Annotated in this window: 21 protein-coding genes, 1 tRNA gene and 1 pseudogene; 13 read left to right on the top strand and 10 right to left on the bottom strand. The window is 64.1% G+C overall.

Annotation, left to right across the window (positions count from 1 at the left end; genetic code table 11):
* Window positions 1-284: 284 nt before the first annotated feature.
* Complete coding sequence (locus tag AC0NID_RS26170) at window positions 285-1,052, top strand: YbaY family lipoprotein (RefSeq protein WP_473458355.1); 768 nt, start codon at window positions 285-287, stop codon at window positions 1,050-1,052.
* Window positions 1,053-1,177: 125 nt separating this feature from the next.
* On the opposite strand, the gene ndk is transcribed toward AC0NID_RS26170, so the two are convergent.
* From ndk to AC0NID_RS26155, 3 genes are all read right to left on the bottom strand, one after another.
* Window positions 1,178-1,600, bottom strand: a complete 423-nt coding sequence (ndk, locus tag AC0NID_RS26165; RefSeq protein WP_473458353.1) for a nucleoside-diphosphate kinase — start codon at window positions 1,598-1,600, stop codon at window positions 1,178-1,180.
* Window positions 1,601-1,689: 89 nt separating this feature from the next.
* Entirely contained in the window at window positions 1,690-2,325 is a 636-nt protein-coding gene (gene bluB / locus AC0NID_RS26160) for a 5,6-dimethylbenzimidazole synthase (RefSeq protein ID WP_473458351.1), read from the bottom strand.
* A 72-nt stretch (window positions 2,326-2,397) separates the two neighbouring features.
* Window positions 2,398-3,090, bottom strand: a complete 693-nt coding sequence (locus tag AC0NID_RS26155; RefSeq protein WP_473458349.1) for a glutathione S-transferase family protein — start codon at window positions 3,088-3,090, stop codon at window positions 2,398-2,400.
* 171 nt (window positions 3,091-3,261) lie between these two features.
* On the opposite strand from AC0NID_RS26155, the gene AC0NID_RS26150 reads away from it, so the two are divergent.
* Window positions 3,262-3,774, top strand: a complete 513-nt coding sequence (locus tag AC0NID_RS26150) for a DinB family protein (RefSeq protein ID WP_473458347.1) — start codon at window positions 3,262-3,264, stop codon at window positions 3,772-3,774.
* Between the two features lie 104 nt (window positions 3,775-3,878).
* On the opposite strand, the gene AC0NID_RS26145 is transcribed toward AC0NID_RS26150, so the two are convergent.
* The 3 genes from AC0NID_RS26145 to AC0NID_RS26135 form a co-directional block, all read right to left on the bottom strand.
* A complete protein-coding gene (locus AC0NID_RS26145) occupies window positions 3,879-4,181 on the bottom strand; it encodes a DUF982 domain-containing protein (protein ID WP_473458345.1) in 303 nt (100 codons plus the stop codon).
* Window positions 4,182-4,336: 155 nt separating this feature from the next.
* Window positions 4,337-6,418: an ATP-dependent helicase gene (locus AC0NID_RS26140; RefSeq protein ID WP_473458343.1), complete on the bottom strand. Its 2,082-nt coding sequence runs from the start codon at window positions 6,416-6,418 to the stop codon at window positions 4,337-4,339.
* 100 nt (window positions 6,419-6,518) lie between these two features.
* On the bottom strand, window positions 6,519-6,689 hold the full coding sequence (locus AC0NID_RS26135; protein WP_473458341.1) for a hypothetical protein: 171 nt from the start codon (window positions 6,687-6,689) through the stop codon (window positions 6,519-6,521).
* A gap of 136 nt (window positions 6,690-6,825) precedes the next feature.
* On the opposite strand from AC0NID_RS26135, the gene AC0NID_RS26130 reads away from it, so the two are divergent.
* The 8 genes and pseudogenes from AC0NID_RS26130 (at window position 6,826) to AC0NID_RS26095 (ending at window position 14,482) form a co-directional block, all read left to right on the top strand.
* Window positions 6,826-6,999: a hypothetical protein gene (locus AC0NID_RS26130; protein WP_473458339.1), complete on the top strand. Its 174-nt coding sequence runs from the start codon at window positions 6,826-6,828 to the stop codon at window positions 6,997-6,999.
* A gap of 355 nt (window positions 7,000-7,354) precedes the next feature.
* On the top strand, window positions 7,355-9,232 hold the full coding sequence (locus AC0NID_RS26125) for an ABC-F family ATP-binding cassette domain-containing protein (RefSeq protein WP_473458337.1): 1,878 nt from the start codon (window positions 7,355-7,357) through the stop codon (window positions 9,230-9,232).
* A 96-nt stretch (window positions 9,233-9,328) separates the two neighbouring features.
* Window positions 9,329-9,568: pseudogene (locus AC0NID_RS26120) on the top strand (molybdopterin oxidoreductase family protein); the annotation flags it as partial.
* Window positions 9,569-9,699: 131 nt separating this feature from the next.
* Window positions 9,700-10,125, top strand: a complete 426-nt coding sequence (locus AC0NID_RS26115; RefSeq protein ID WP_473458335.1) for a thioredoxin family protein — start codon at window positions 9,700-9,702, stop codon at window positions 10,123-10,125.
* A 9-nt stretch (window positions 10,126-10,134) separates the two neighbouring features.
* Window positions 10,135-10,854 carry a cytochrome c biogenesis CcdA family protein gene (locus tag AC0NID_RS26110; protein WP_473458333.1) on the top strand — a complete coding sequence of 240 codons (720 nt, stop codon included), beginning with the start codon at window positions 10,135-10,137 and terminating at the stop codon, window positions 10,852-10,854.
* A gap of 110 nt (window positions 10,855-10,964) precedes the next feature.
* Complete coding sequence (locus tag AC0NID_RS26105) at window positions 10,965-13,094, top strand: molybdopterin-containing oxidoreductase family protein (RefSeq protein ID WP_473458331.1); 2,130 nt, start codon at window positions 10,965-10,967, stop codon at window positions 13,092-13,094.
* Window positions 13,095-13,111: 17 nt separating this feature from the next.
* Window positions 13,112-13,810, top strand: coding sequence for a DUF2270 domain-containing protein (locus tag AC0NID_RS26100; protein ID WP_473458329.1), 699 nt, complete (start codon window positions 13,112-13,114; stop codon window positions 13,808-13,810).
* A gap of 399 nt (window positions 13,811-14,209) precedes the next feature.
* Window positions 14,210-14,482 (top strand): DUF680 domain-containing protein, encoded by a 273-nt coding sequence (locus AC0NID_RS26095; RefSeq protein WP_473458327.1) that lies wholly within the window; start codon window positions 14,210-14,212, stop codon window positions 14,480-14,482.
* A 73-nt stretch (window positions 14,483-14,555) separates the two neighbouring features.
* Here the strand turns inward: AC0NID_RS26095 and AC0NID_RS26090 are convergent, their stop codons facing one another.
* Genes AC0NID_RS26090 through purM form a run of 3 tightly spaced genes read right to left on the bottom strand, consistent with a single transcriptional unit; the run spans window position 14,556 to window position 16,868 of the window.
* On the bottom strand, window positions 14,556-15,080 hold the full coding sequence (locus AC0NID_RS26090; protein ID WP_473458325.1) for a SixA phosphatase family protein: 525 nt from the start codon (window positions 15,078-15,080) through the stop codon (window positions 14,556-14,558).
* A gap of 16 nt (window positions 15,081-15,096) precedes the next feature.
* On the bottom strand, window positions 15,097-15,807 hold the full coding sequence (purN, locus tag AC0NID_RS26085; RefSeq protein ID WP_473458323.1) for a phosphoribosylglycinamide formyltransferase: 711 nt from the start codon (window positions 15,805-15,807) through the stop codon (window positions 15,097-15,099).
* Window positions 15,804-16,868 (bottom strand): phosphoribosylformylglycinamidine cyclo-ligase, encoded by a 1,065-nt coding sequence (gene purM, locus AC0NID_RS26080; RefSeq protein WP_473458321.1) that lies wholly within the window; start codon window positions 16,866-16,868, stop codon window positions 15,804-15,806. The genes purN and purM overlap by 4 nt, the downstream gene beginning before the upstream one ends.
* A gap of 181 nt (window positions 16,869-17,049) precedes the next feature.
* Here purM and AC0NID_RS26075 point away from each other — a divergent pair, with 181 nt between their 5' ends.
* From AC0NID_RS26075 to hdaA, 3 genes are read left to right on the top strand one after another with little or no spacing between them, the layout of a single operon-like run.
* Entirely contained in the window at window positions 17,050-17,607 is a 558-nt protein-coding gene (locus tag AC0NID_RS26075) for a CDP-alcohol phosphatidyltransferase family protein (RefSeq protein ID WP_473458388.1), read from the top strand.
* Window positions 17,579-18,760 (top strand): AI-2E family transporter, encoded by a 1,182-nt coding sequence (locus tag AC0NID_RS26070; protein ID WP_473458319.1) that lies wholly within the window; start codon window positions 17,579-17,581, stop codon window positions 18,758-18,760. Before AC0NID_RS26075 ends, AC0NID_RS26070 begins: the two co-directional genes overlap by 29 nt.
* A gap of 6 nt (window positions 18,761-18,766) precedes the next feature.
* The gene (gene hdaA / locus AC0NID_RS26065) at window positions 18,767-19,471 is read left to right on the top strand and encodes a DnaA regulatory inactivator HdaA (RefSeq protein WP_473458318.1); all 705 of its coding nucleotides are present in this window, start codon (window positions 18,767-18,769) and stop codon (window positions 19,469-19,471) included.
* 651 nt (window positions 19,472-20,122) lie between these two features.
* Here hdaA and AC0NID_RS26060 read toward each other — a convergent pair.
* Window positions 20,123-20,199, bottom strand: a tRNA-Pro gene (locus AC0NID_RS26060).
* Window positions 20,200-20,270: the final 71 nt, after the last annotated feature.

Raw genomic sequence — 20,270 nt, 5'->3', positions numbered from 1 at the left:
GGCTGTGTTACCTCCGATTGGGAACACGACTTCGTGATCGGCTCGGGTCTGGCTTGAGCAAGATGTGCCGGGTCACGCCAAGCAGGCCGACAACAGGGCCGCAAGCCGCCGCGCGAACAGTCCGTGCCGGCGTCACGGAACCACCGCAATCCTGCGAGACCGTCTGGCCAGTTTGGCGCCAGGGCATGATCCCGAACCGGTTTCGGAAAAAGATCATGCTCAAACAAATAGATAGAGCCCCATCCCGATTCGTCGGGATGGAACAGGCTCTAGGGAGCAGGATCATGCTGGACAGGATCTCCGAGTTCTTCATCTTCGGTGTCGTGCCGCTGGTCGTCGGCTTGCTGGTGATGCCTGGGTTGTCCACCGCTGCTGAGAAGACGCTGAGGGGCGAGGTGATGTATCGCGAGCGCATCGCGCTGCCGCCCAACGCCGTGCTTTCCGTGCAGCTAGCCGATGTCTCGCTGGCCGACGCGCCGGCCGCTGTCGTCGGCGAGCGCAAGGTGACGCCAGCTGGCCAGGTGCCGATCAAGTTCGAGATCAGCTTCGACCCCCAGGTGATCCGGCCTGACATGACTTATGCGCTGCAGGCGCGCATCACCGTCGACGACAGACTGTTGTTTGTCTCCGATACGCGCCATCAGGTCGATCCGCTGAGCGACGCGCCGCAAACCATCATGCTGAAGATGGTGACGTCGAGCGAGAAACCGGCAGCCGCCCCGGTGCTCGGGCAGAGCTGGCTGATCGAGTATATCGACGGCATTGGTGTGATCGCCGAGCCGCAGGCGACGTTCAGGATCGACGAGGCCGGCAAGGCCGGCGGCAGCGGCCCTTGCAACGTCTACTTCGCCACCGCCAAAGTCGATGGTTCGACGATCGCCATCTCTGACATCGGCTCGACCTTCAAGGCCTGCGCGCCCGAGATCATGGCCGAGGAAAAGGCGCTGTTCGAGGCGCTGGCCAAGGCAGCATCGTATCACGTCGACGCCGGCAAGCTCCTCATTGCCGACAAGGACGGCCGCGTCATCCTGCGCTTCAACGCCGCGAGCTGATCGCTCAAAACCGGTTCATGCGCAGGTTGCAGAGCTTCGGCGTCTGGTGCCGGATCGACCCAACGAGAAAAGGCCAGCATTGCGCCGGCCTTTTAACATATGACGTGGTGATCTGGATTACCGGATCAGCCAACGATCTCGGTGTCCGAGAACCAGTATTTGATTTCCTGCGCGGCGGTCTCCGGCGCGTCGGAGCCGTGCACCGAATTCTCGCCGATCGACAGCGCATGCACCTTGCGGATGGTGCCTTCGGCGGCGTTGACCGGGTTGGTGGCGCCCATCACGTCGCGGTTTTTGGCAATGGCGTTCTCGCCTTCCAGCACCTGCACGACGCTCGGGCCCGACGACATGGAGTCGACCAGCTCGCCGAAGAACGGACGCTCCTTGTGCACGGCATAGAAACCTTCGGCCTCTCGGCGGCTCATCCACACCCGGCGCGAGGCGATGACGCGCAGGCCGGCCTCTTCAAGCATCTGGGTGATGGCGCCGGTGAGGTTGCGCCGGGTCGCGTCCGGCTTGATCATGGAAAAGGTGCGTTCGAGCGCCATGGGGTCGTCCTTGTGATGAAAGTGGAATTGAAGGTGGCGGGCTCTATACAAGCCGTATGGCTCATTGCCAAGGGGAGGCTGTGACCCGGTCAGCGCGTAATCACAGTCGACGGGCGCCGAAACTCCCAGCCCTCCCGTTCCAGTTCCGGCACGCTGTGGTCCTCACACGGGTAGCCGACGCAGAAATAGCCGATCAGCGTCCACTCGGGCGGCGCGTCCAGGATCGTCGCCATCTTGACCGGATCCAGGATCGAGACCCAGCCCATGCCTATTCCTTCGGCGCGCGCCGCCAGCCAAAAGGTGTGGATCGCCATCACCGCCGAATATTCGATGGTGGCGGGCATCGTCAGGCGGCCGAGCCCATGCCCCTGTTCTGTCGTGCGGTCGGCGAAAACCGCGAATTGACAAGGCGCCTCGTTCAGACCGGCGAGCTTCAGGCGCGCATAGAGCGCGGCGCGTTCGCGGCCGAACGATGCGAGCGCCTCCGCATTGCAGCGCTCGAAGCAGGCCCTGACGGCGGCGCGGCACTGCGCACTCTCGACCATGACGAAACGCCAGGGCTGGCTCAGCCCGACCGAAGGCGCAATGCTGGCGACGTCAAGCAGCCGCTCCAGCGCGCCTTCGGGGAGCGGCGTCGGCTTGAACCGCCTGACGTCCCGCCGCCACCGGAAGAGGTTGACCAGTTCGGCGCGAAAATCGTCCGGGAATTCCGGGCCTGACGTCATGGTATCGTGATGCCTTTGCTAGGGGAGTGGGGAGGTAAGGGAGTAGGGCAGTGGGGGCGCTGCCTTACTGCCCTATGCCGCCGCCGCCACCTTGCGGCCGAGGCCGTCATGCAGGTCGAGGCAACGCTCGAACCATTGCGCCACCAGATCGCTGTCGTCGAGCAACTGGTAGGGCGAGGCGATGCGCGCCCATTGCAGCGCGCCGAAGACGATGTAGTCGGCAAATAGCGGTGATTGGCCGCCGATGAACGGCTGATAGCTGAGCATCGAGCGCAACGGTTCCAGCGAGGCGCGGAAGGCGTCAAGGCCGGCGTCGCGTGCCGCCACCACCTCTTCCAGTTTCTTGCCGAAGCGCTGCTCGCGGTTCTGGCGGAAGTAGGCGGCGTTCGCCTCGTCCTGCATGGCATGGAGGTCCATGATTGCTGCCGTGGTGACATAGGGATGGATGGTCAGTTGCGACCAGCGTTCGATAAAGCGCGCCATCGCCTTGCCGCCATCGCCGGAAAACAATGTCGGCCGCTCGGGATAGGCTTCGTCGAGATAGAGCGCGATGGCGAAGGAATCGGCGACCACCTTCTCGCCGTCGCGGATCACCGGAACGAGTTTCGAAACGCCACCTTCGACGGTGGGCACTTCGAGAAAACGTGTCGGCACGGTCGAGATGTCGAGCCCCTTGTGGGCCAGCGCCATCGCCGCCTTCCAGCAATGCGGGCTGAACGGACGGGCGGCATCGTGTCCGACGAGGTCATAGAGCAGAATGGTCATTGGCGGCGGCTTCCTTACGGTCTACCAGAGCGACGTGCATCCGCTTGGACGCACAAAATACGCTCTAGCACTTTTGAAACTGCGCATCGTGTTTTTCCGAACCGAAGGTCAGCGTAGTTCGGGCCGATGCGGTAGGCACCCGAAACGGGTTTCGCGGGCCGGGAGAAGAAGATGAAACAACACTTCATGATGTTTGCGGGCTACAATCAATGGGCCAATAGCCGCATTTACGATGCCGTCGCCGATCTCGGCGAGGACGAGTTCGGCCGCAATGTCGGCGCTTTCTTCGGTTCGATGATGGGCACGCTCAATCATATCTTGACCGCCGATCGCATCTGGATGAGGCGCTTTACCGGCGAGGGCGATGCACCGGCGAGGCTCGACACGATCCTGCACAGCGCCTTGCCGGGCTTGCGATTGGCGCGCGAGGCCGAAGACAAAAGGATCATCGACTGGATCGGGAGCTTGAGCGAGAAGGCCTTGTCCGGCCGCTTCTCCTACATGACCGTCTCCGATATGCGCACCGTCTCGCAGCGGCTGGCGCCGGCGCTCGATCATTTCTTCAACCACCAGACCCATCACCGCGGCCAGGCGCACGCGATCCTGACCATTCTTGGCCGGCCTTCGGTGCCGCTCGACCTGACGCAGTTCCAGCGCAGCGAAGAGGGGCGCCCCTTCGCCTGATTTATCCGCGTCTATCGTGATCGAATTGAAAGCAGGTTCGGAAAACTCGCCGAAGATGAACCGCATCTTTGACGGTCATGGGCGCAAAGGAGCCTGGTCAGGCCTCAGGCGGCGTATCCGCCACGGCCCCGGGCAACAGGCTTGACCGATACCGCCGGCTGGGCCGAAGGCCAGAGAATGCCTGCCGTCATCGCGAAAGTGATCAAGGCATCGCGCGCCGCTTCGGGCGAGACCTCGCCGGCACGTGCCGCCTCGCAGGCCTTCACGGCCGCGCCATAGCTCAGGCGGCGCCGTGATGGCGGGAACTCGGTCAGGAACTCATGCATGTCGAAGAGCGAAGCGATCATGCGCTTATGGCCGGCGCCGACGGTTACGGCGACCGGGGTGAAGAACGTCTTATCGTGCATTCTGGCCTCTCGAGTTGGGCGGAGGTGACGGCGGACGCCGCCCTCCGATCTGAATCGGACGCCCAGAAACGCGGATTGCGGCATCAGGTTCCATGCGCCGGGATTTGATTGTCGCCACCAAGTTCCGTGGCATGAGCGCCGTGCCGAAAAGGCGGCTATTTCCACATGTCGCGCATGCGGGCGCCGAGGTCGACGCGCACCTGCGGCTGGCGGCGCGGATCGTCCTTGGCCTGGACACTGGCCCACGCGGTTTGCTCGAAGGCGCCGAGGATCGAGGCCGGGATGAAGCGGCTGCGCGAGGCATAGACATGGCGGTCGCCGCGCGCCGCCTGGCCGTGGACGAAAAAGCGCTGCGGCATGACCAGGTGCAGGCCGTCCTTGGCCCGCGTCATCGCCACGTAGAGCAGGCGGCGCTCCTCGTCGATATCCTCTTTCGAGCCGACGCCGAGGTCGATCGGGATGCAGCCGTCGACGGTGTTGAGCACGAAGACGTTCTTCCATTCCTGGCCCTTGGCCGAATGGATGGTCGACAGGATCAGATAGTCCTCGTCGCGATGCGGCGGCCCGGCCTCATCGCTGGTCGCATCCGGCGGATCGAGCGTCAGCTCGGTGAGGAAACGCTCGCGCGAGGCATAGCCCGAGGCGATCTGTTCGAGTTGCAGAATATCGGCCCGGCGCGTCGTCGCGTCCTGATGAATGCGCTCGAGATGCGGCTCGTACCACAGCCTGACCTGTTCGAGATCAACAGGCCATTTTCCCGATCCGGCGCGAAGCTGCGAGAACAGCGAGACAAAATCCGGCCAGTCGTCGGCGGCGCGTTGCGGCGGTCGGTAGCGCACCAGTCCCATCGTTTCGTCGAGCGACGTCGACATGGTGTCGACAATCTGCGCAGCCGCCGAGGGGCCGATACCGGGCAAAAGCTGCAGCACGCGAAAACCGGAGACGCGGTCGCGCGGGTTTTCGGCGAAACGCAGCACCGCCAGCACATCCTTGACATGGGCGGCGTCGAGGAACTTAAGCCCGCCGAACTTGACGAACGGGATGTTGCGGCGCGTCAGCTCGATCTCGAGCGGCCCGCTGTGATGCGAGGCGCGGAACAGCACGGCCTGCGCCTTCAGCGCCGTGCCGGCCTCGCGCTCGGTCAGGATCGCCTGGCAGACATAGCTCGCCTGCTCGGCCTCGTCGCGGACGCTGACCAGCTTCGGCCTTTCGGCCGATTTGCGCTCCGACCAGAGGTTCTTGGTAAAGCGCTCGGAGGCCTCGCCAATCACCGCATTGGCGGCGGCCAGGACGGTCTCGGTCGAGCGATAGTTGCGTTCCAGCATGACGATCTCGGCCGGCCGCGCGAACTGTTTGGGGAAGTCGAGGATGTTGCGCACTTCCGCCGCGCGAAACGAATAGATCGACTGCGCGTCGTCGCCGACCACCGTCAGCCCGGATCCGTCCGGCTTGAGTGCCGTGAGGATCGAGGCCTGCAGCCGGTTGGTGTCCTGGTATTCGTCAACCAGCACATGGTCGAATCGCCCACCCAGATGCGCTGAGATCTCCGGCTCGCTCCCCATCTGCGCCCAGTAGAGCAGCAGATCGTCGTAATCGAGCACATTTTGCGCCTGCTTGGCCTCGACATATCGGGCGAACAGCGCCTTGAGCTGCTCGGCCCAGCCTGCGCACCAGGGAAACACCGAACCCAGAACCTCGCCGAGCGGTGCCTGCGCGTTGACGGCACGCGAATAGATCGCCAGGCAAGTGCCCTTGGTCGGAAACCGACCCTGCGTCTTAGAGAAGCCGAGTTCGTGCCTGATAAGGTTCATCAAATCGGCCGAATCCTCGCGGTCATGGATGGTAAAGGCCGGGTCAAGGCCGATCTCCAAGGCATAGTCGCGCAACAGCCTGGCGCCGATGCCGTGGAACGTCCCGGCCCAGCTCAGCGCGTCGGTGATGACGGAAGCGTCCCGGCCCAGCACCTCACCGGCGATGCGCTCGACGCGCTTGGCCATTTCCGCCGCGGCGCGCCGCGAAAACGTCATCAAAAGGATGCGCCTGGGATCAGCGCCCCTGACGATCAGATGTGCGACGCGATGCGCCAGCGTGCTGGTCTTGCCGGAGCCGGCGCCGGCGATCACCAGCAGCGGCCCGGCGACCTTGCCGTCGCCATGTTCGACGGCAAGGCACTGCTCGGCATTCAGCTTTGCGAGATAGGCAGGCCGGAGGGTCGAATCACGGGCAGCGAGGTTCATCGCCCATCAAGCATCGTTTCCGCTTTGTTCGCAACGGTTTCGACGGGAGAGGGCTACTGAAATATCCGACTACTAGCGCGCATCAGCCGATGAGCCCGACCTAGCGCTGCGGCTCTACGCCCATCGCCGCCGACTGCCGCCGCAGCGGCTTACGATCGTCCGGTGGCGGCAGCGGCAGTGGATCGAAGTCGTCGGGGACCTCGTCGATGATTTCCCTGGTTATGCGATAGGCCACGTAGACGGCGGCCCCGGCTATGAGCAGACGGATCATGATCTTCTCCAATCCAATTTGGTATGGAGGAACCGGAGAGGCCGCGTTTTGTTCCCCGCTCCCCAAAGGCCCGAGCGGGGCCTGAGCGTGCAACCAAATCGGCACCGCCTCGTTGCCCCGATGACAGGAGGTTGCGATGAACAAGCTCTCAATCTTGCTGGCTTTAGCCGCAGCCTTGGCTGTGGCGGCATGCGACAACAACATCCCGCCGACGAAGGCGCTTGGCTCGGCCGATCAAAACACGCAGGTGGACCCTGCGCCGAACTCGACGTCAGGCGGTGATCAATCCGACACGCCGCCGGCACAGTAAAGGAAAATGGCCGGCGCCGCTTGGGAGGAGAGCTTATAGCGCCGGCCAGGCGGGTATCAGGTCCGCCGCACACCTAGACATAGCTGAGTCTTCCCCCCGCGTCATGGTGCGATCGTGGAGGACGACTGACCTGCACGAGCAATCAACTTACAAATGCGCAATTTTCGCATGCGGGAAGTCGCTGCTCGGCAGGCGCGGTCATTGCGCCGTCGCGGCAAGGTTCCGACCCCATCCCGTAGGTGGTCCTCTCATCCGGCGCCGCCGGCGATCCGCCGCCGGCCATTTTCATGCCTTATCGGGCCAACCGGCGCTCAAGGTCTTGCGAAGCGTTGATGTCCCGTGCAAAAGCGCGACCATGCTGATCATCAACGACCTTTCGCTCCGCATGGCCGGGCGCCTGCTTCTCGACCATGCCTCGCTGACCTTGCCGGCCGGCAGCAAGGCCGGGCTTGTCGGCCGCAACGGTACCGGCAAGACCACCTTGTTCAAGGCGATCACCGGCGATCTCGCCTCCGAGACCGGCTCGATCAGTCTGCCCAAGAACACGCGCATCGGTCAGGTGGCGCAGGAGGCGCCCGGCACTGAGGAGCCGCTGATCGAGATCGTGCTCAAGGCCGATATTGAGCGGAATGCACTGCTCGAAGAGGAAAAGACCGCGACCGATCCGCACCGCATCGCCGACATCCACATGCGGCTGGCCGACATCGACTCCCATTCGGCCGAGTCGCGTGCCGCCACCATCCTCGCCGGCCTCGGCTTCGGCGATGAGGCGCAGCGGCGGCCGGCTTCGTCTTTCTCCGGCGGCTGGCGCATGCGGGTGGCGCTGGCGGCAGTGCTGTTTGCCGAGCCCGATCTTCTGCTGCTCGACGAGCCGACCAACTATCTCGACCTCGAAGGCACGCTGTGGCTGGAAAACTACGTGTCGAAATATCCGCACACGGTTCTTCTGATCTCGCACGACCGCGACCTGCTCAACCGCGCCGTCAACTCGATCGTCCATCTCGACCAGAAGAAGCTGACCTTCTGGCGCGGCGGCTACGACCAGTTCGAACGCCAATACACCGAGCAGCGCGAACTGCAGGAGAAGGGCCGCGTCAAGCAGGAAGCCGCGCGCAAGCACATGGAATCCTTTGTCGAGCGCTTCCGCGCCAAGGCTTCCAAGGCGAGGCAGGCGCAGTCGCGCATCAAGGCGCTGGAAAGGATGAAGCCGATCGCCGCCATCGTCAACGACACGGTGCGCCCGTTCTCCTTTCCCGAGCCGGTGAAGACCGTGGCCTCGCCGATCATTGCGCTCAACAACGTCAATGTCGGCTATACCGAGGGCGAGCCGATCCTCAAGAAGATGACGCTGCGCATCGATGCCGACGACCGCATCGCGCTGCTTGGCGCCAACGGCAACGGCAAGTCGACCTTCGCCAAATTGCTGTCCGGCCGGCTGAAGCAGGAAACCGGCACCATGACGGTGGCGCCCGGCCTGAAGGTGGCGATCTTCGCCCAGCATCAGCTCGACGATCTCAGGCCGAACGAAAACGCCTATGAGCATGTCCGCCGTCTGATGCCTGAAGCGCCGGAATCGAAGGTGCGTGGCCGCGTCGCCCAGTTCGGTCTCACCACCGAAAAGATGAACACTGCCGCCAAAGACCTGTCCGGCGGCGAGAAGGCGCGCCTGTTGATGGGCCTGTCGGCCTTCGAGGGGCCGAACCTGTTCATCCTCGACGAGCCGACCAACCATCTCGACATCGACAGCCGCGAATCGCTGATCCATGCGCTGAACGAATTTCCCGGCGCCGTCATCCTGATCTCGCACGACCGCCATCTGCTCGAGGCGACGGCCGACCGGCTGTGGCTGGTCAAGGACGGCGCGGTCAACCCCTATGACGGCGACCTCGATGACTACAAGACGCTGGTCACCGGCGTGTCCGGCGACCGCCGCGGCAGGCGCGAGGCGGAAAAAGCCTCGAAGGCCGACCGCCGCCGCGATGCGGCGGCGCGCCGCGCCGCCTTGGAGCCGCTGGCCAAGGAGATCCGCGCCACCGAAGCGCTGATGGACCGCATCCGCAGGCGCATCGACGGCATCGAGGACGAGCTCGCCAATCCGGCGGTCTATGAAAAGGACCCCTCGACGGCGACGCGGCTGGCCAAGGAGCGCTCGCAGCTTGCCCAGACTTTGGCTGCTCATGAGGAAAAATGGCTGTCGATGTCGGCGGAATACGAGGAAGGCACGGCGGAGTAGTGGCGGCGCCCTCTGTCTTCTCCCAAAACAACAAGTGAGAAGGGAGGGCGCCATCTGGCCCTACACGAGGCCGCCATAAGCGGCTAGTTTGCCCTCATGAACCTGCACGCCCACCACGGAATCGGCCATTCTGCCTGTCCGCATGATTGCCCCTCGACCTGCGCACTCGAAGTCGAGTTTCTCGATTACAAGCGCATCGGCCTCCTCCACGGCGCCAAGGCCAATACGTATACATCAGCCGTCATCGGCGCCAAGGTCGCCCGTTACGCCGACCGCGTCCATCATCCCGAGCGCTTGCTGAAGCCACTGGTGCGCTTGGCGTCAGCACCTGATGGCTGCTGACAGCGTCGAATGCACGTGGACACAAGCGAAGGGCGGCCTCGGTAACATTACCGCGAGCCTGTAACGTTCGCCGTCGCTGGCACGAACAACGGACCGTATCCTCATGTCCGCCATGGCGGGATTACTTGCCCGCCGACACCTTCAGGAGTCAAGAAATGCTAGACCGTCGCACCTTCCTCATCGGCCTGACCGCAATATCGGGCCTCGCCACGGCTCCGGCGGCGCTGGCTGCCAGCCGCATGGCCTACACACGGCAGGCCTTCGAAGAGGCGCAAAAGGCAGGCAAGCCGATCCTGGTCGAGATCACCGCCAGCTGGTGTCCGACCTGCAAGGCGCAGAAGCGGGTGCTCGGGCAGTTGCTGCCTGCGCCCGAGCACGCAAACCTGGCCGTTTTCGAAGTCGATTTCGATTCCCAAAAAGAGGTTGTTCGGGCTCTTGGTGCGCGGATGCAGAGCACGCTGATCACCTTCAAGGGCGCAACGGAAGTCGGTCGCCTTGTTGGCGTGACCGAGGCGGATGCCATCAAGCAATTGCTTGATAAAACGATCTGAGCGGCGGCGATGCTACTCGGCTTCATATTTTCGTTCCTGGCCGGGGTGCTGTCGACGCTGTCGCCATGCGTGCTGCCGCTGATCCCGGTCGTGCTCGGTGCTGCCGTCAGCCAGCATCGCTATGGTCCCATCGCGCTGGCCGCAGGACTTGTCATATCCTTCACGGCCATAGGGCTTTTCGTCGCCACGATCGGGTTCTCGGTCGGGCTTGACGGCGGTGTCTTTCGCAGCGCCGCCGCAGTTCTGATGCTCGTCCTCGGCACGATATTGATCGTGCCGGCATTCCAGGCGCATATCGCGCTTGCGGCCGGCCCGGCCGGCAACTGGGTCGAGCAGCGGTTTGGCGGCTTTTCCTCCGTTGGCCTTTGGGGGCAGTTCGGCGTCGGTCTGCTGCTCGGCGGGGTGTGGAGCCCTTGCGTTGGCCCGACTCTGGGTGCCGCTTCCGTCCTTGCAGCGCAGGGCCAAGACCTTGGCCAGGTTGGGGTCACCATGGTCCTGTTTGGTCTCGGTGCTGCCGTGCCGTTGCTGATCCTCGGACTACTGTCCCGCGAGACCTTGCTGAGTTGGCGCAGCCACATCGCCGGCGCCGGCAGCGGGCTGAAGGTCGCCTTCGGCATCTTGCTGGTAATGACCGCCGCCGCGATTCTGTCTGGGTTCGACAAGGCGTTGGAAACCGCACTCGTCAACGCTTCGCCCGAGTGGCTGACGGCGTTGACGACGCAGTTCTAACGGCTCCGCGCTGGTGGTCGCCAGATTTTCAGCTTGCCTTAGCAAGGAGAAGCAAGTTAGCGCTGCATCTGGCCCTACACGCCGCTTTCGCAACCGACTAGACTGCCCTCATGAACCAGCACGCCAAGCTCAGGATCGGCCATTCGGCCTGTCCGCATGATTGCCCATCGACCTGCGCGCTCGAGGTCGAGCTGCTCGATGACAAGCGCATCGGCCGCGTCCATGGCGCCAAGGCCAATACGTATACATCAGGCGTCATCTGCGCCAAGGTCGCCCGTTACGCCGACCGTGTCCATCATCCCGACCGCTTGCTGAAGCCATTGATCCGCGCCGGCGCCAAGGGCGAGGGCGCCTGGAAGGAAGCGAGCTGGGAGACAGCACTCGACCTTGTCGCCGAAAAGTTCATCGCGGCCGAGGCAAAATACGGCCCGGAGACGGTCTGGCCCTATTACTATGCCGGCACGATGGGGCTGGTGCAGCGCGACGGCATCGAGCGGCTGCGCCACGCAAAAAAGTACTCCGGCTTCTTCAGTTCAATCTGCACCAACCTGGCCTGGACCGGCTGGATGATGGGCGCCGGCGCGCTGCGCGGTCCCGACCCGCGCGAGATGGCCAAGTCCGACTGCGTGGTGATCTGGGGCACCAATGCCGTGGTCACGCAGGTCAACGTCATGACCCACGCGATCAAGGCGCGCAAGGAACGCGGCGCCAGGATCGTCGTCATCGACGTATACGACAACGCGACGATGAACCAGGCCGATCTCGGCCTGGTGCTGAAGCCCGGCACCGACGGCGCGCTGGCCTGCGCGGTGATGCATGTGCTGTTCCGGGACGGCATGGCCGACCGCGCCTATTTGGAAAAATACACCGACGACCCGCCCGGTCTGGAAGCGCATCTTCAGACGAGGACCCCGCAATGGGCCGCTGACATCACCGGGCTTTCGGTCGACGAGATCGAGGCTTTCGCCCACCTCGTCGGCACGACTAGGAAAACCTATTTCCGCCTCGGCTACGGCTTCTCGCGCCAGCGCAACGGCTCGGTCAACATGCATGCCGCGGCCTCGATCGCCGTGGTTACCGGCTGCTGGCAGTATGAGGGCGGCGGCGCCTTCCATTCCAATTCGGGCATCTTCAAGCTCAATCAGGAACTGCTGGAAGGCACGCGTATGCGTGACCCTGCGATCCGCCATCTCGACCATTCGCGCATCGGCCCGGTGCTGACCGGGGCGCCGGATGCGCTCTATGGCGGCCCGCCGGTGACGGCGCTGCTGATCCAGAACACCAATCCGGTCAATGTCGCGCCGGAACAGCGGCTGGTGAAACAGGGTTTTTTGCGCGACGACCTGTTTTCCTGCGTGCACGAGCAATTCATGACCGACACCGCGAAGCTCGCCGATGTCGTGCTGCCGGCGACGATGTTCCTCGAGCATGACGACATCTACAAGGGCGGCGGCAACCAGCATATCACGCTGGGGCCGAAGCTGATCGACCCGCCGGAAGGGCCGCGCACCAACCATTTTGTGATCGAGGAACTCGGCAAGCGGCTCGGCGTCGCCGACATGCCGGGCTTTGGCCTGACCGAAAAGCAGCACATCGACATCATCCTGGGCAAGCGCGGGCTGGGCAGTTTCGACAGTTTGAAGGAAGACAAGTGGGTCGATCTGCAGCCCGATTTCGAGGCCGCACATTTCATCACTGGCTTCGGCCATGCCGACAAGAAGTTCCACTTCCACGCCGACTGGACCGGGCAGGCGGCGCCCAACCGGCCGCCGAAAAGGATGGGCTTGTTCGGGCCGGTGGCGAGCCTGCCGGAGTTTCCCGATCATGTCGACCTGATCGAGGTGGCGGACGAGGCGCACCCGTTCCGGCTGACCACCTCGCCGGCGCGCAATTTCCTCAACTCGACTTTTTCGGAGACGCCGGTGTCGAGGGCCAAGGAGGGCCGACCGGAACTGCTTTTGCATCCGGACGACGCGGCAGCTTATGGGCTGGCCAACGGCGACCGCGTCGAGATCGGCAATGCGCGCGGCGAGGTCGTGCTGCATGCAAGGCTGTTCGACGGCATCAAGCGCGGCGTCGTGGTGGCCGAAGGCATCTGGCCGAACAGCGCCCACGAGCGCGGCGAGGGCATCAACGTTCTGACCGGCGCCGACGCCCCGGCGCCGTATGGCGGTGCTGCGTTCCACGACAACAAGGTCTGGCTGCGGCCGGCCAATGTCGACCCAGACGTCTTTGCGTGACGGATGAAGGCGCGATGATGACAGATGCATCGGCAGCGCCGGAACCCATTGGAAGAACGCTTTCATCCGGCGAACTTGTAACCACGATGTCGCATTTTCACCGAGCAGAGATTCTGCGCATGGCGGGGTGGCGCGACCGCCTGGACCGGACGAGCAATTGGGCGATAACAGTCGTCGCGGCGATGTTGTCCGTCTCGCTTTCGACGGCCAGCGCGCATCACGGTGTGCTGCTGTTTGCCATGATGTTGGTCCTGTTGCTGCTGTGGATAGAGGCGCGGCGATATCGCTTCTTCGACTTTTACCGCGCCCGCGTGCGCCAGTTCGAACGGCACTATTTCGCCCAGATATTCTCGCCGCAGCCGGACTTCGCGTCCGATTGGCTGTTGATCGTCGGCGAAAGCCTGCGCGCTCCAAAATTCCTCATTTCGCAACGAGTGGCGTTGGCGCGCCGGCTGCGTCGAAACTACATCCACATGCTGCTGATCCTGCTGCTGGCCTGGATCCTCAAACTATCGACTCCCAGTCTTCTAAGCGAAGAGGTCCGCATCGGCTTCGTCGGTTCGGTGCGCGAGGCCGTCGCCGGCGCTGCCCTGGGGCCTATTCCCGGCGTGGTCATCGTCGCGCTGGTCGCCGCCCTCTATGCCGTGCTGCTGGCCACGGCCTTCGTGGCTGCTGGCGACGACGGTGAACTCTCCTTTGGTGAGGTGCACGTCTAGAGCATCGGACCCAAACGTGGGTACGCCCGGTCGTGCTTCCGGCTCGCGAGCGCAGCAAGCGCGGTAACGCTGCCCGGCCGCCGGATGAAATCGAACCGATCGGTTCGTTTCCGTTGACGCATCGTGCTAGGACAGGGTGAACGCCGGCTCGTACAAGGCGCGCGCAGCGCTACGCGCATATTTTCCTAACGATTTGAAAAGAATTCAAAAAAATGTGGCGAAGGAAGCCTTTTAGCGGATTTCAAGCACCCGGTTCAGGGTACGCGCGGAACATCTTCGTGATTGGAAATCGCAGCAGCGCCAACCCACTTCGAGGCGGTCCGAGCGACGCGAAATCCTCCCAAGGCACGTTACTGACGGACAGAATACTGAAGATATGAAGACACTGGAGTACCTGAAATGACCAAGATTGCTCTTACCGCCGCCGCCATCCTCATTGCCACGGGCAGCGCTTTTGCCGGCAGCGACCACTATGGTTCGGACGGTGTCAACCAGCCGGCAGCGCCTGTTGCCACTGGCCAGGCCAACAACGTCGACAACACGTTCACGGGTTCGATCCGCAAGCTGCTCCCGACGGAGCACAACGCCGTCAACACCGATGCGACGACGACCCAGTCCGGTACGGCCCCGTCCGTCGCGCCTCAATCTGGCCGGGGCAATTGGGGCCGCTAAGTCCTCAAACTCCGGAGCACAAAGAGCGGCGGGCTTGGCCCGCCGTTCTTGCCTTTGCCTATCAAGTCACAACCTAGCGCAGATCCTTCGGCCGAACGCAGTGCGTCAGCCGCGCCTCGCCGAGAGCGAGCCGTGCCCAATTGCCGTCGAAAACGAAGCGGGCAAGGGCCGATGTCGGGAGTTTTTCTTCAAGCCTTTCGAGCGCTACGGCATCCGATCCGGCGCCGGCAAGCCGGCGTGCGAATTCCTCCAGGCCGGGATTATGGCCGAGCACCAAAAGACTGCTTGTTGCCGCCTTTGCCTGCCGTACCTTGGCGAGAATGTCTGCCGCACTGGCCTCGTAGAGCGCCTGGACAAATTTGGCTGGCGTTTGCGCCGGCAATTCCGCCGAGACCAGCCGCCATGTGTCGCGGCTGCGCAGCGCCGGCGACACCAGCGCCAGATCCGGCAGCCAGCCCTGCCTGGCCAGTTCGCGCCCGACCAGCGGGGCGGCCTTCAGCCCGCGCCCCGAAAGCGGCCGGTCGAAGTCGATAAGGTCAGGGTAGTCCCAGCTCGACTTGGCATGACGCAGAAGAAGGAGTTGCTTCGTTGTCACCATGCCAGCCTCCTCCCGCTCAGGGCGTGATGCGCGCCAGATGCTCGAGGTCTGTCTCTTCGCGTAGCGGATCGGGCGCCATGACCACGGAGGTGCTGTTGTCGGCGTCATCTGCGAAGCGGGCAAGCACGGTGCGGCCGCCTTCCATCCGCGCCTTGCCTTCGGCGACCAGCCCGAGCGCCAGCGGATAGAGCCGGTGCTCGGCCTTCAGCACACGGGCGGCGAGCGTGTCTTCATTGTCGCCGACCATCACCGGCACGGCGGCCTGAGCGATGATCGGGCCGTCATCCATGTCCAGGGTGACGAAATGCACCGTACAGCCATGGATGCGTGTGCCGGCGCGCAGCACGCGGGCATGGGTGTCGAGGCCCTTGAAGGCCGGCAACAGGGCAGGGTGGATGTTGATCATCCGTCCCAGCCACTTCTCGACAAAACGCGCACCGAGAATGCGCATGTAACCGGCCAGAGCCACGATCTCGGCGCCGAACGAGACAAGTGCCGCATCGATCGCCCCGTCATGCGCTTCCTTGCTGGTGTAGTCCGACCGCGAAATCACCTTGGTGGCGATGCCGCGCGCCGCGGCGATTCCAAGACCGGCGGCATTGGCCCGGTCGGAAATGACGCCGACGATCTCGGCCGGATAGTCCGGGTTGCTGGCCGCGGCAATCAGCGCCGTCATGTTGGAGCCGCGTCCCGAAATCAGCACCACGGTGCGTTTGCGCATGCTCATAGGTCGATCGAGCCTCGATAAATGACGCCGGCGTCGCGGCGCGGCACGATGCGGCCGATCGGCGTCACTGTCTCCCCGGCCTCCTGCAGCACGGCGGCGACCTGCGCCGCCTGGCCGGAGGCGACGGCGAGGATCATGCCGACGCCGCAGTTGAAGGTGCGCATCATCTCTTGCGACGCCACGCCGCCGGTCTTCGCCAGCCATGAGAATACGGCCGGCACCTCGATGGCGTCGAGGTCGAGTTCGGCGGAAAAGTCCTTCGGCAGCACGCGCGGAATGTTCTCGGGAAAGCCGCCGCCGGTGATGTGGGCCAGCGCCTTTATGCCATGCGTGCCGCGGATCGCCTTGAGGATCGACTTGACGTAGATGCGGGTCGGCTCGAGCAGCGCTTCCGCCAATGTAGCCTCATCGTTGAAGGGCGCTGGGTCGGTCCACGCAAGGCCGCTTGTCGCGACGATGCGGCGGACCAGCGAAAAGCCGTTCGAATGCACGCCCGACGAGGCCAGCCCCAACAGCACGTCGCCCTCGACGATGTCGTCGGTCGGCAGCAACTGGCCGCGTTCGGCCGCGCCCACGGCGAAGCCGGCAAGATCGTAGTCCTTGCCGTGATACATGCCGGGCATTTCCGCCGTCTCGCCGCCGATCAGCGCGCAGCCGGCCTGGCGGCAGCCCTCGGCGATGCCGCCGACGATCGAAGCACCCCTGTCGGGGTCGAGCTTGCCGGTGGCGAAATAGTCGAGGAAGAACAATGGCTCGGCGCCTTGCACGACGATGTCGTTGACGCACATGGCGACGAGGTCGATGCCGATCGTGTCGTGCTTGCCCGCATCGATGGCGATCTTCAGCTTGGTGCCGACGCCGTCATTGGCGGCGACCAGCACCGGGTCGGTGAAGCCGGCGGCCTTGAGGTCGAACAGGCCGCCGAAGCCGCCAATCTCGCCATCGGCGCCCGGCCGGCGCGTCGCGCGCACCAGCGGCTTGATCTTTTCGACCATCAGATTGCCGGCATCGATGTCGACGCCCGCCTCGGCATAGGTGAGCCCGTTCTTGCGCTTGCCCATCACTCGTTCCTGCTTTCCGGGGCTCTTCGCATGAACCGCCGCGCCTCGCAAGGATAACGGAGGCATGCCGATCTTTTCGGCTCGACAAAAGAGTGGACAGGCAGCTTCTGCGTCGCTCCCACTTGCCGTCGCCTCCTATCTCCATCATCTATCAGCAAAACAAAAGCGACGGGACATGCGTTTGACCATCCCCAACATCATCACGATTATGCGTTTCGTGCTGGTGCCGGCCGTGGTGCTGGCCATGTTGCAGGCGCGCTGGGACTGGGCTTTCGCCGGTTTCCTCATCGCCGGCATTTCCGACGGCGTCGACGGCTTCATCGCCCGCCGTTTCAACCAGTTTTCGGCGCTTGGCGCCTATCTCGACCCGATGGCCGACAAATTGCTGCTGGTGTCGGTGTTCGTCGTGCTGGGCTTCATCGGCGAGCTGCCGCTGTGGCTGGTCGTCACCATGGTGTCGCGCGATGCGCTGATCGTCTGCGCCGTGCTTTTGTCCACCGTCATGGGCCACCCGGTCGAGATGAAGCCGCTGTTCGTGTCGAAGGCCAACACCGCCATCCAGATCGTGCTGGCGGCGGTGGTGCTGGGTGAACTGGCCCTCGTCATCGATCTCGACCCGCTCAGGCCGGTGCTCATATTGCTGTCCGGGGTCTTGACCGTGGCTTCGGCCGCGGCCTATCTCGTGGCTTGGCTGAGGCATATGAGCGGCTATGGCGAAGGCTCCACACCGGGCAACTGATCAGGATATCGACGCGGCAGCCGAGGCTGCGGCATCGGCGGTGTTCCGTCGCCAGATCCGCTTCTGGCTGATCAGCGCCATCATCCTCGCGGTCTTCCTTTATGTCTTCAGCGGCATCCTGCTGCCGTTCGTGGCCGGCATGGTGCTCGCCTATTTCCTCGATCCCGTAGCCGACCGGCTGGAGCGGCTCGGCCTGTCCAGGCTCATGGCGACGGTGGTCATCCTTATCGCCTTCATCGTCGTTCTGGTGCTGGCCTTCGTCATCCTCATTCCGGTGCTGGCGACGCAGATGGCCGATTTCGCCAGCAAGCTGCCGGAATACCTGACCCGGCTGCAGACTCTGATCACCAGCTTCGACCCGAGATGGCTGGAAGAGAAATTCGGCGTCGACGCCAATGGCCTGCGCGAAGGGTTGAACTCGCTGCTGACCTCCGGCTTCGGTCTCCTGACCACGGTGTTCACCTCGGTCTGGAGCTCCGGCGTGGCGCTGGTGTCGGTGGTCAGCCTGTTCGTCGTTACGCCCGTCGTCGCCTTCTACATGCTGCTCGACTGGGATCGCATGGTGGCGATCGTCGACAGCTGGGTGCCGCGCGACTATGTCCAGACCGTCAGGGCGATCGCCAAGGACATCAACACCGCCACCGCCGGCTTCGTGCGCGGCCAGGGCACGCTGTGCCTGGTTCTGGGCGCTATGTATGCCACCGGCCTGACGCTGACCGGGCTGAATTTCGCCATCCTCATCGGCCTGTTCGCCGGGCTGATCTCCTTCATTCCCTATGTCGGCTCGCTGACCGGGCTGGTGCTGGCCGTCGGCGTCGCCTTCGTTCAGTTCTGGCCGGACTGGACCATGGTCGCGGCGGTGGCCGGCGTGTTCTTCGTCGGCCAGTTCATCGAGGGCAACATCCTGCAGCCGAGGCTGGTGGGAAAAAGCGTCGGCCTGCATCCGGTGTGGCTGATGTTTTCGCTATTTGCATTTGGCGCGCTGTTCGGCTTCGTCGGCTTGCTGATCGCCGTGCCGGCCTCTGCCGCGGTCGCCGTTCTGGTGCGCTTTGCCATTGCCCGCTATCTCGAATCGCCGCTCTACAAGGGCCACGTCGACCAGCCGGTGCCGCCGCTGCCGGCGCGCCGCGGGGGCGGCGAGCCGCGCGGTTGATGACGGATGCCAGGCAACAAGATCGACCCGCCGCGCCAACTGCCGCTCGACCTCGGTCATGGCACCGGCTATTCGCGCGACGAGCTCGTCGTCTCCGGCACCAACAGCCAGGCGGTGGCGCTGGTCGATCGCTGGCCGGACTGGCCGTCGCCGGTGGTCGTGCTCGCCGGCCCGGCAGGCTCGGGCAAGACGCATCTGGCCTCGATCTGGCGCTCCCGCGCCGCCGCTGTGGGGGTCGACGCCGGGCGCATCGGCGACTGCATGGCGAGCATCGGCGCTCGACCGGCCCTGATCGACGATGTCGATACCGGTCCTGTCGACGAAGAGGGGCTGTTCCATCTGATCAATGCGGTGCGCGGCGCCGGCTCGACCTTGCTCTTGACCGCGCGGCGCTTTCCGTCCGCCTGGGGCGTCAGGCTTCCGGACCTCGCCTCGCGACTGAAGGCGGCGGCGACGGTCGAAATCCACGAGCCCGACGATCTGCTTCTGGCCGGCGTCATCACAAAACTGTTCGCCGACCGCCAGGTCGAGGTCGAGCCGCATGTCGTGCAATATCTGGTGCGCCGCATCGAACGCTCGCTGGCGACCGCGATGCGGGTGGTGGAGCGGCTCGACCGCACGGCACTGGAGCGCAAGACGCCGATCACGAGGGTGCTCGCCGCCGAAACCGTCAGCGCCATGGATGAGGGCCAGGGCGAGTTTGAGATTTAAACGATGGAAGCACTTACCTTCTCCTACAAGGAGATAGGAAAAGCCTCGGCCGGTGTCCCGTTTCGGGAAATAATCCTGGCATCCGTCTTGCAATGTCAGCCTTGCCGGCTAACCCCGGTCCTGATTGCGTATCAAATCAGGTAGTAGGCTCGCCGGGAGACGGGGCGGTTGGGGTTCTCTTCCCGGCGAGCTTACCTTCACGCAACGTTCTATATGATAACCGGCCTGGTGCCGGGCGATTACCGCAGGCCCTTTGGCGTGGAACGAGCGGCCCTGCCCGGCGGCGGGAGCTGAGCCGCGGCCCGCGAAGGCTTGGATTTCGGCAGTGTCCTCAGGAATCCCGATCTGGTGCGGGTCGACCGACAGGATCCCCCGCCCGTGCTTGACGTCATAGTCGACATCCCAAGCGATCTGGTCGATCGACCGGGTCGTCGCTCCAGAATCTCGCGTGCCTTGCCGACGCGCAGGTGCTGGCAATACTCGGTCGGTTTGAGGCCGGTGGCGTAAAGCGGCGCAGGAACGTCCGCTCCTTTAGGCGGACAGCGCGGAATCCGGGCTCGCCCGCCGCGCGCTGGGGCATGCTTCGTCGGCCGCAGGTGTGGCCCGGCGCGGCTGCGCCGGCAGCACGGCCGATGATTTCCGGTGAATGGATGGTCGGAGTGGAGAGATTCGAACTCCCGACCCTCTGGTCCCAAACCAGATGCGCTACCAGGCTGCGCTACACTCCGAGTCCTTGCGGGCTATAGGGTTCCGGGCTTTGGAAGGCAACCCCTTAAACGACGAAACCAGCACAAACCCG

The organism is Mesorhizobium sp. WSM4821 (genome assembly GCF_055901555.1).
Note: the sequence above shows the minus strand (reverse complement) of the source record. Positions and strands in the feature narration are given on the sequence as shown.

What these genes read in the sequence shown, in the direction of transcription:
- AC0NID_RS26105 (WP_473458331.1), top strand. Translation starts at nt 10,965, where the DNA reads ATGAACCAGCACGCCAAGCTCAGGATCGGCCATTCGGCCTGTCCGCAT.
- AC0NID_RS26110 (WP_473458333.1), top strand. Translation starts at nt 10,135, where the DNA reads ATGCTACTCGGCTTCATATTTTCGTTCCTGGCCGGGGTGCTGTCGACG.
- AC0NID_RS26095 (WP_473458327.1), top strand. Translation starts at nt 14,210, where the DNA reads ATGACCAAGATTGCTCTTACCGCCGCCGCCATCCTCATTGCCACGGGC.
- purN (WP_473458323.1), bottom strand. Translation starts at nt 15,807, where the DNA reads ATGAGCATGCGCAAACGCACCGTGGTGCTGATTTCGGGACGCGGCTCC.
- AC0NID_RS26145 (WP_473458345.1), bottom strand. Translation starts at nt 4,181, where the DNA reads ATGCACGATAAGACGTTCTTCACCCCGGTCGCCGTAACCGTCGGCGCC.
- AC0NID_RS26170 (WP_473458355.1), top strand. Translation starts at nt 285, where the DNA reads ATGCTGGACAGGATCTCCGAGTTCTTCATCTTCGGTGTCGTGCCGCTG.
- AC0NID_RS26070 (WP_473458319.1), top strand. Translation starts at nt 17,579, where the DNA reads ATGGCGAAGGCTCCACACCGGGCAACTGATCAGGATATCGACGCGGCA.
- AC0NID_RS26155 (WP_473458349.1), bottom strand. Translation starts at nt 3,090, where the DNA reads ATGACCATTCTGCTCTATGACCTCGTCGGACACGATGCCGCCCGTCCG.
- AC0NID_RS26125 (WP_473458337.1), top strand. Translation starts at nt 7,355, where the DNA reads ATGCTGATCATCAACGACCTTTCGCTCCGCATGGCCGGGCGCCTGCTT.
- AC0NID_RS26130 (WP_473458339.1), top strand. Translation starts at nt 6,826, where the DNA reads ATGAACAAGCTCTCAATCTTGCTGGCTTTAGCCGCAGCCTTGGCTGTG.
- bluB (WP_473458351.1), bottom strand. Translation starts at nt 2,325, where the DNA reads ATGACGTCAGGCCCGGAATTCCCGGACGATTTTCGCGCCGAACTGGTC.
- ndk (WP_473458353.1), bottom strand. Translation starts at nt 1,600, where the DNA reads ATGGCGCTCGAACGCACCTTTTCCATGATCAAGCCGGACGCGACCCGG.
- AC0NID_RS26150 (WP_473458347.1), top strand. Translation starts at nt 3,262, where the DNA reads ATGAAACAACACTTCATGATGTTTGCGGGCTACAATCAATGGGCCAAT.
- purM (WP_473458321.1), bottom strand. Translation starts at nt 16,868, where the DNA reads ATGGGCAAGCGCAAGAACGGGCTCACCTATGCCGAGGCGGGCGTCGAC.
- AC0NID_RS26100 (WP_473458329.1), top strand. Translation starts at nt 13,112, where the DNA reads ATGACAGATGCATCGGCAGCGCCGGAACCCATTGGAAGAACGCTTTCA.
- AC0NID_RS26140 (WP_473458343.1), bottom strand. Translation starts at nt 6,418, where the DNA reads ATGAACCTCGCTGCCCGTGATTCGACCCTCCGGCCTGCCTATCTCGCA.
- hdaA (WP_473458318.1), top strand. Translation starts at nt 18,767, where the DNA reads ATGCCAGGCAACAAGATCGACCCGCCGCGCCAACTGCCGCTCGACCTC.
- AC0NID_RS26135 (WP_473458341.1), bottom strand. Translation starts at nt 6,689, where the DNA reads ATGATCCGTCTGCTCATAGCCGGGGCCGCCGTCTACGTGGCCTATCGC.
- AC0NID_RS26090 (WP_473458325.1), bottom strand. Translation starts at nt 15,080, where the DNA reads ATGGTGACAACGAAGCAACTCCTTCTTCTGCGTCATGCCAAGTCGAGC.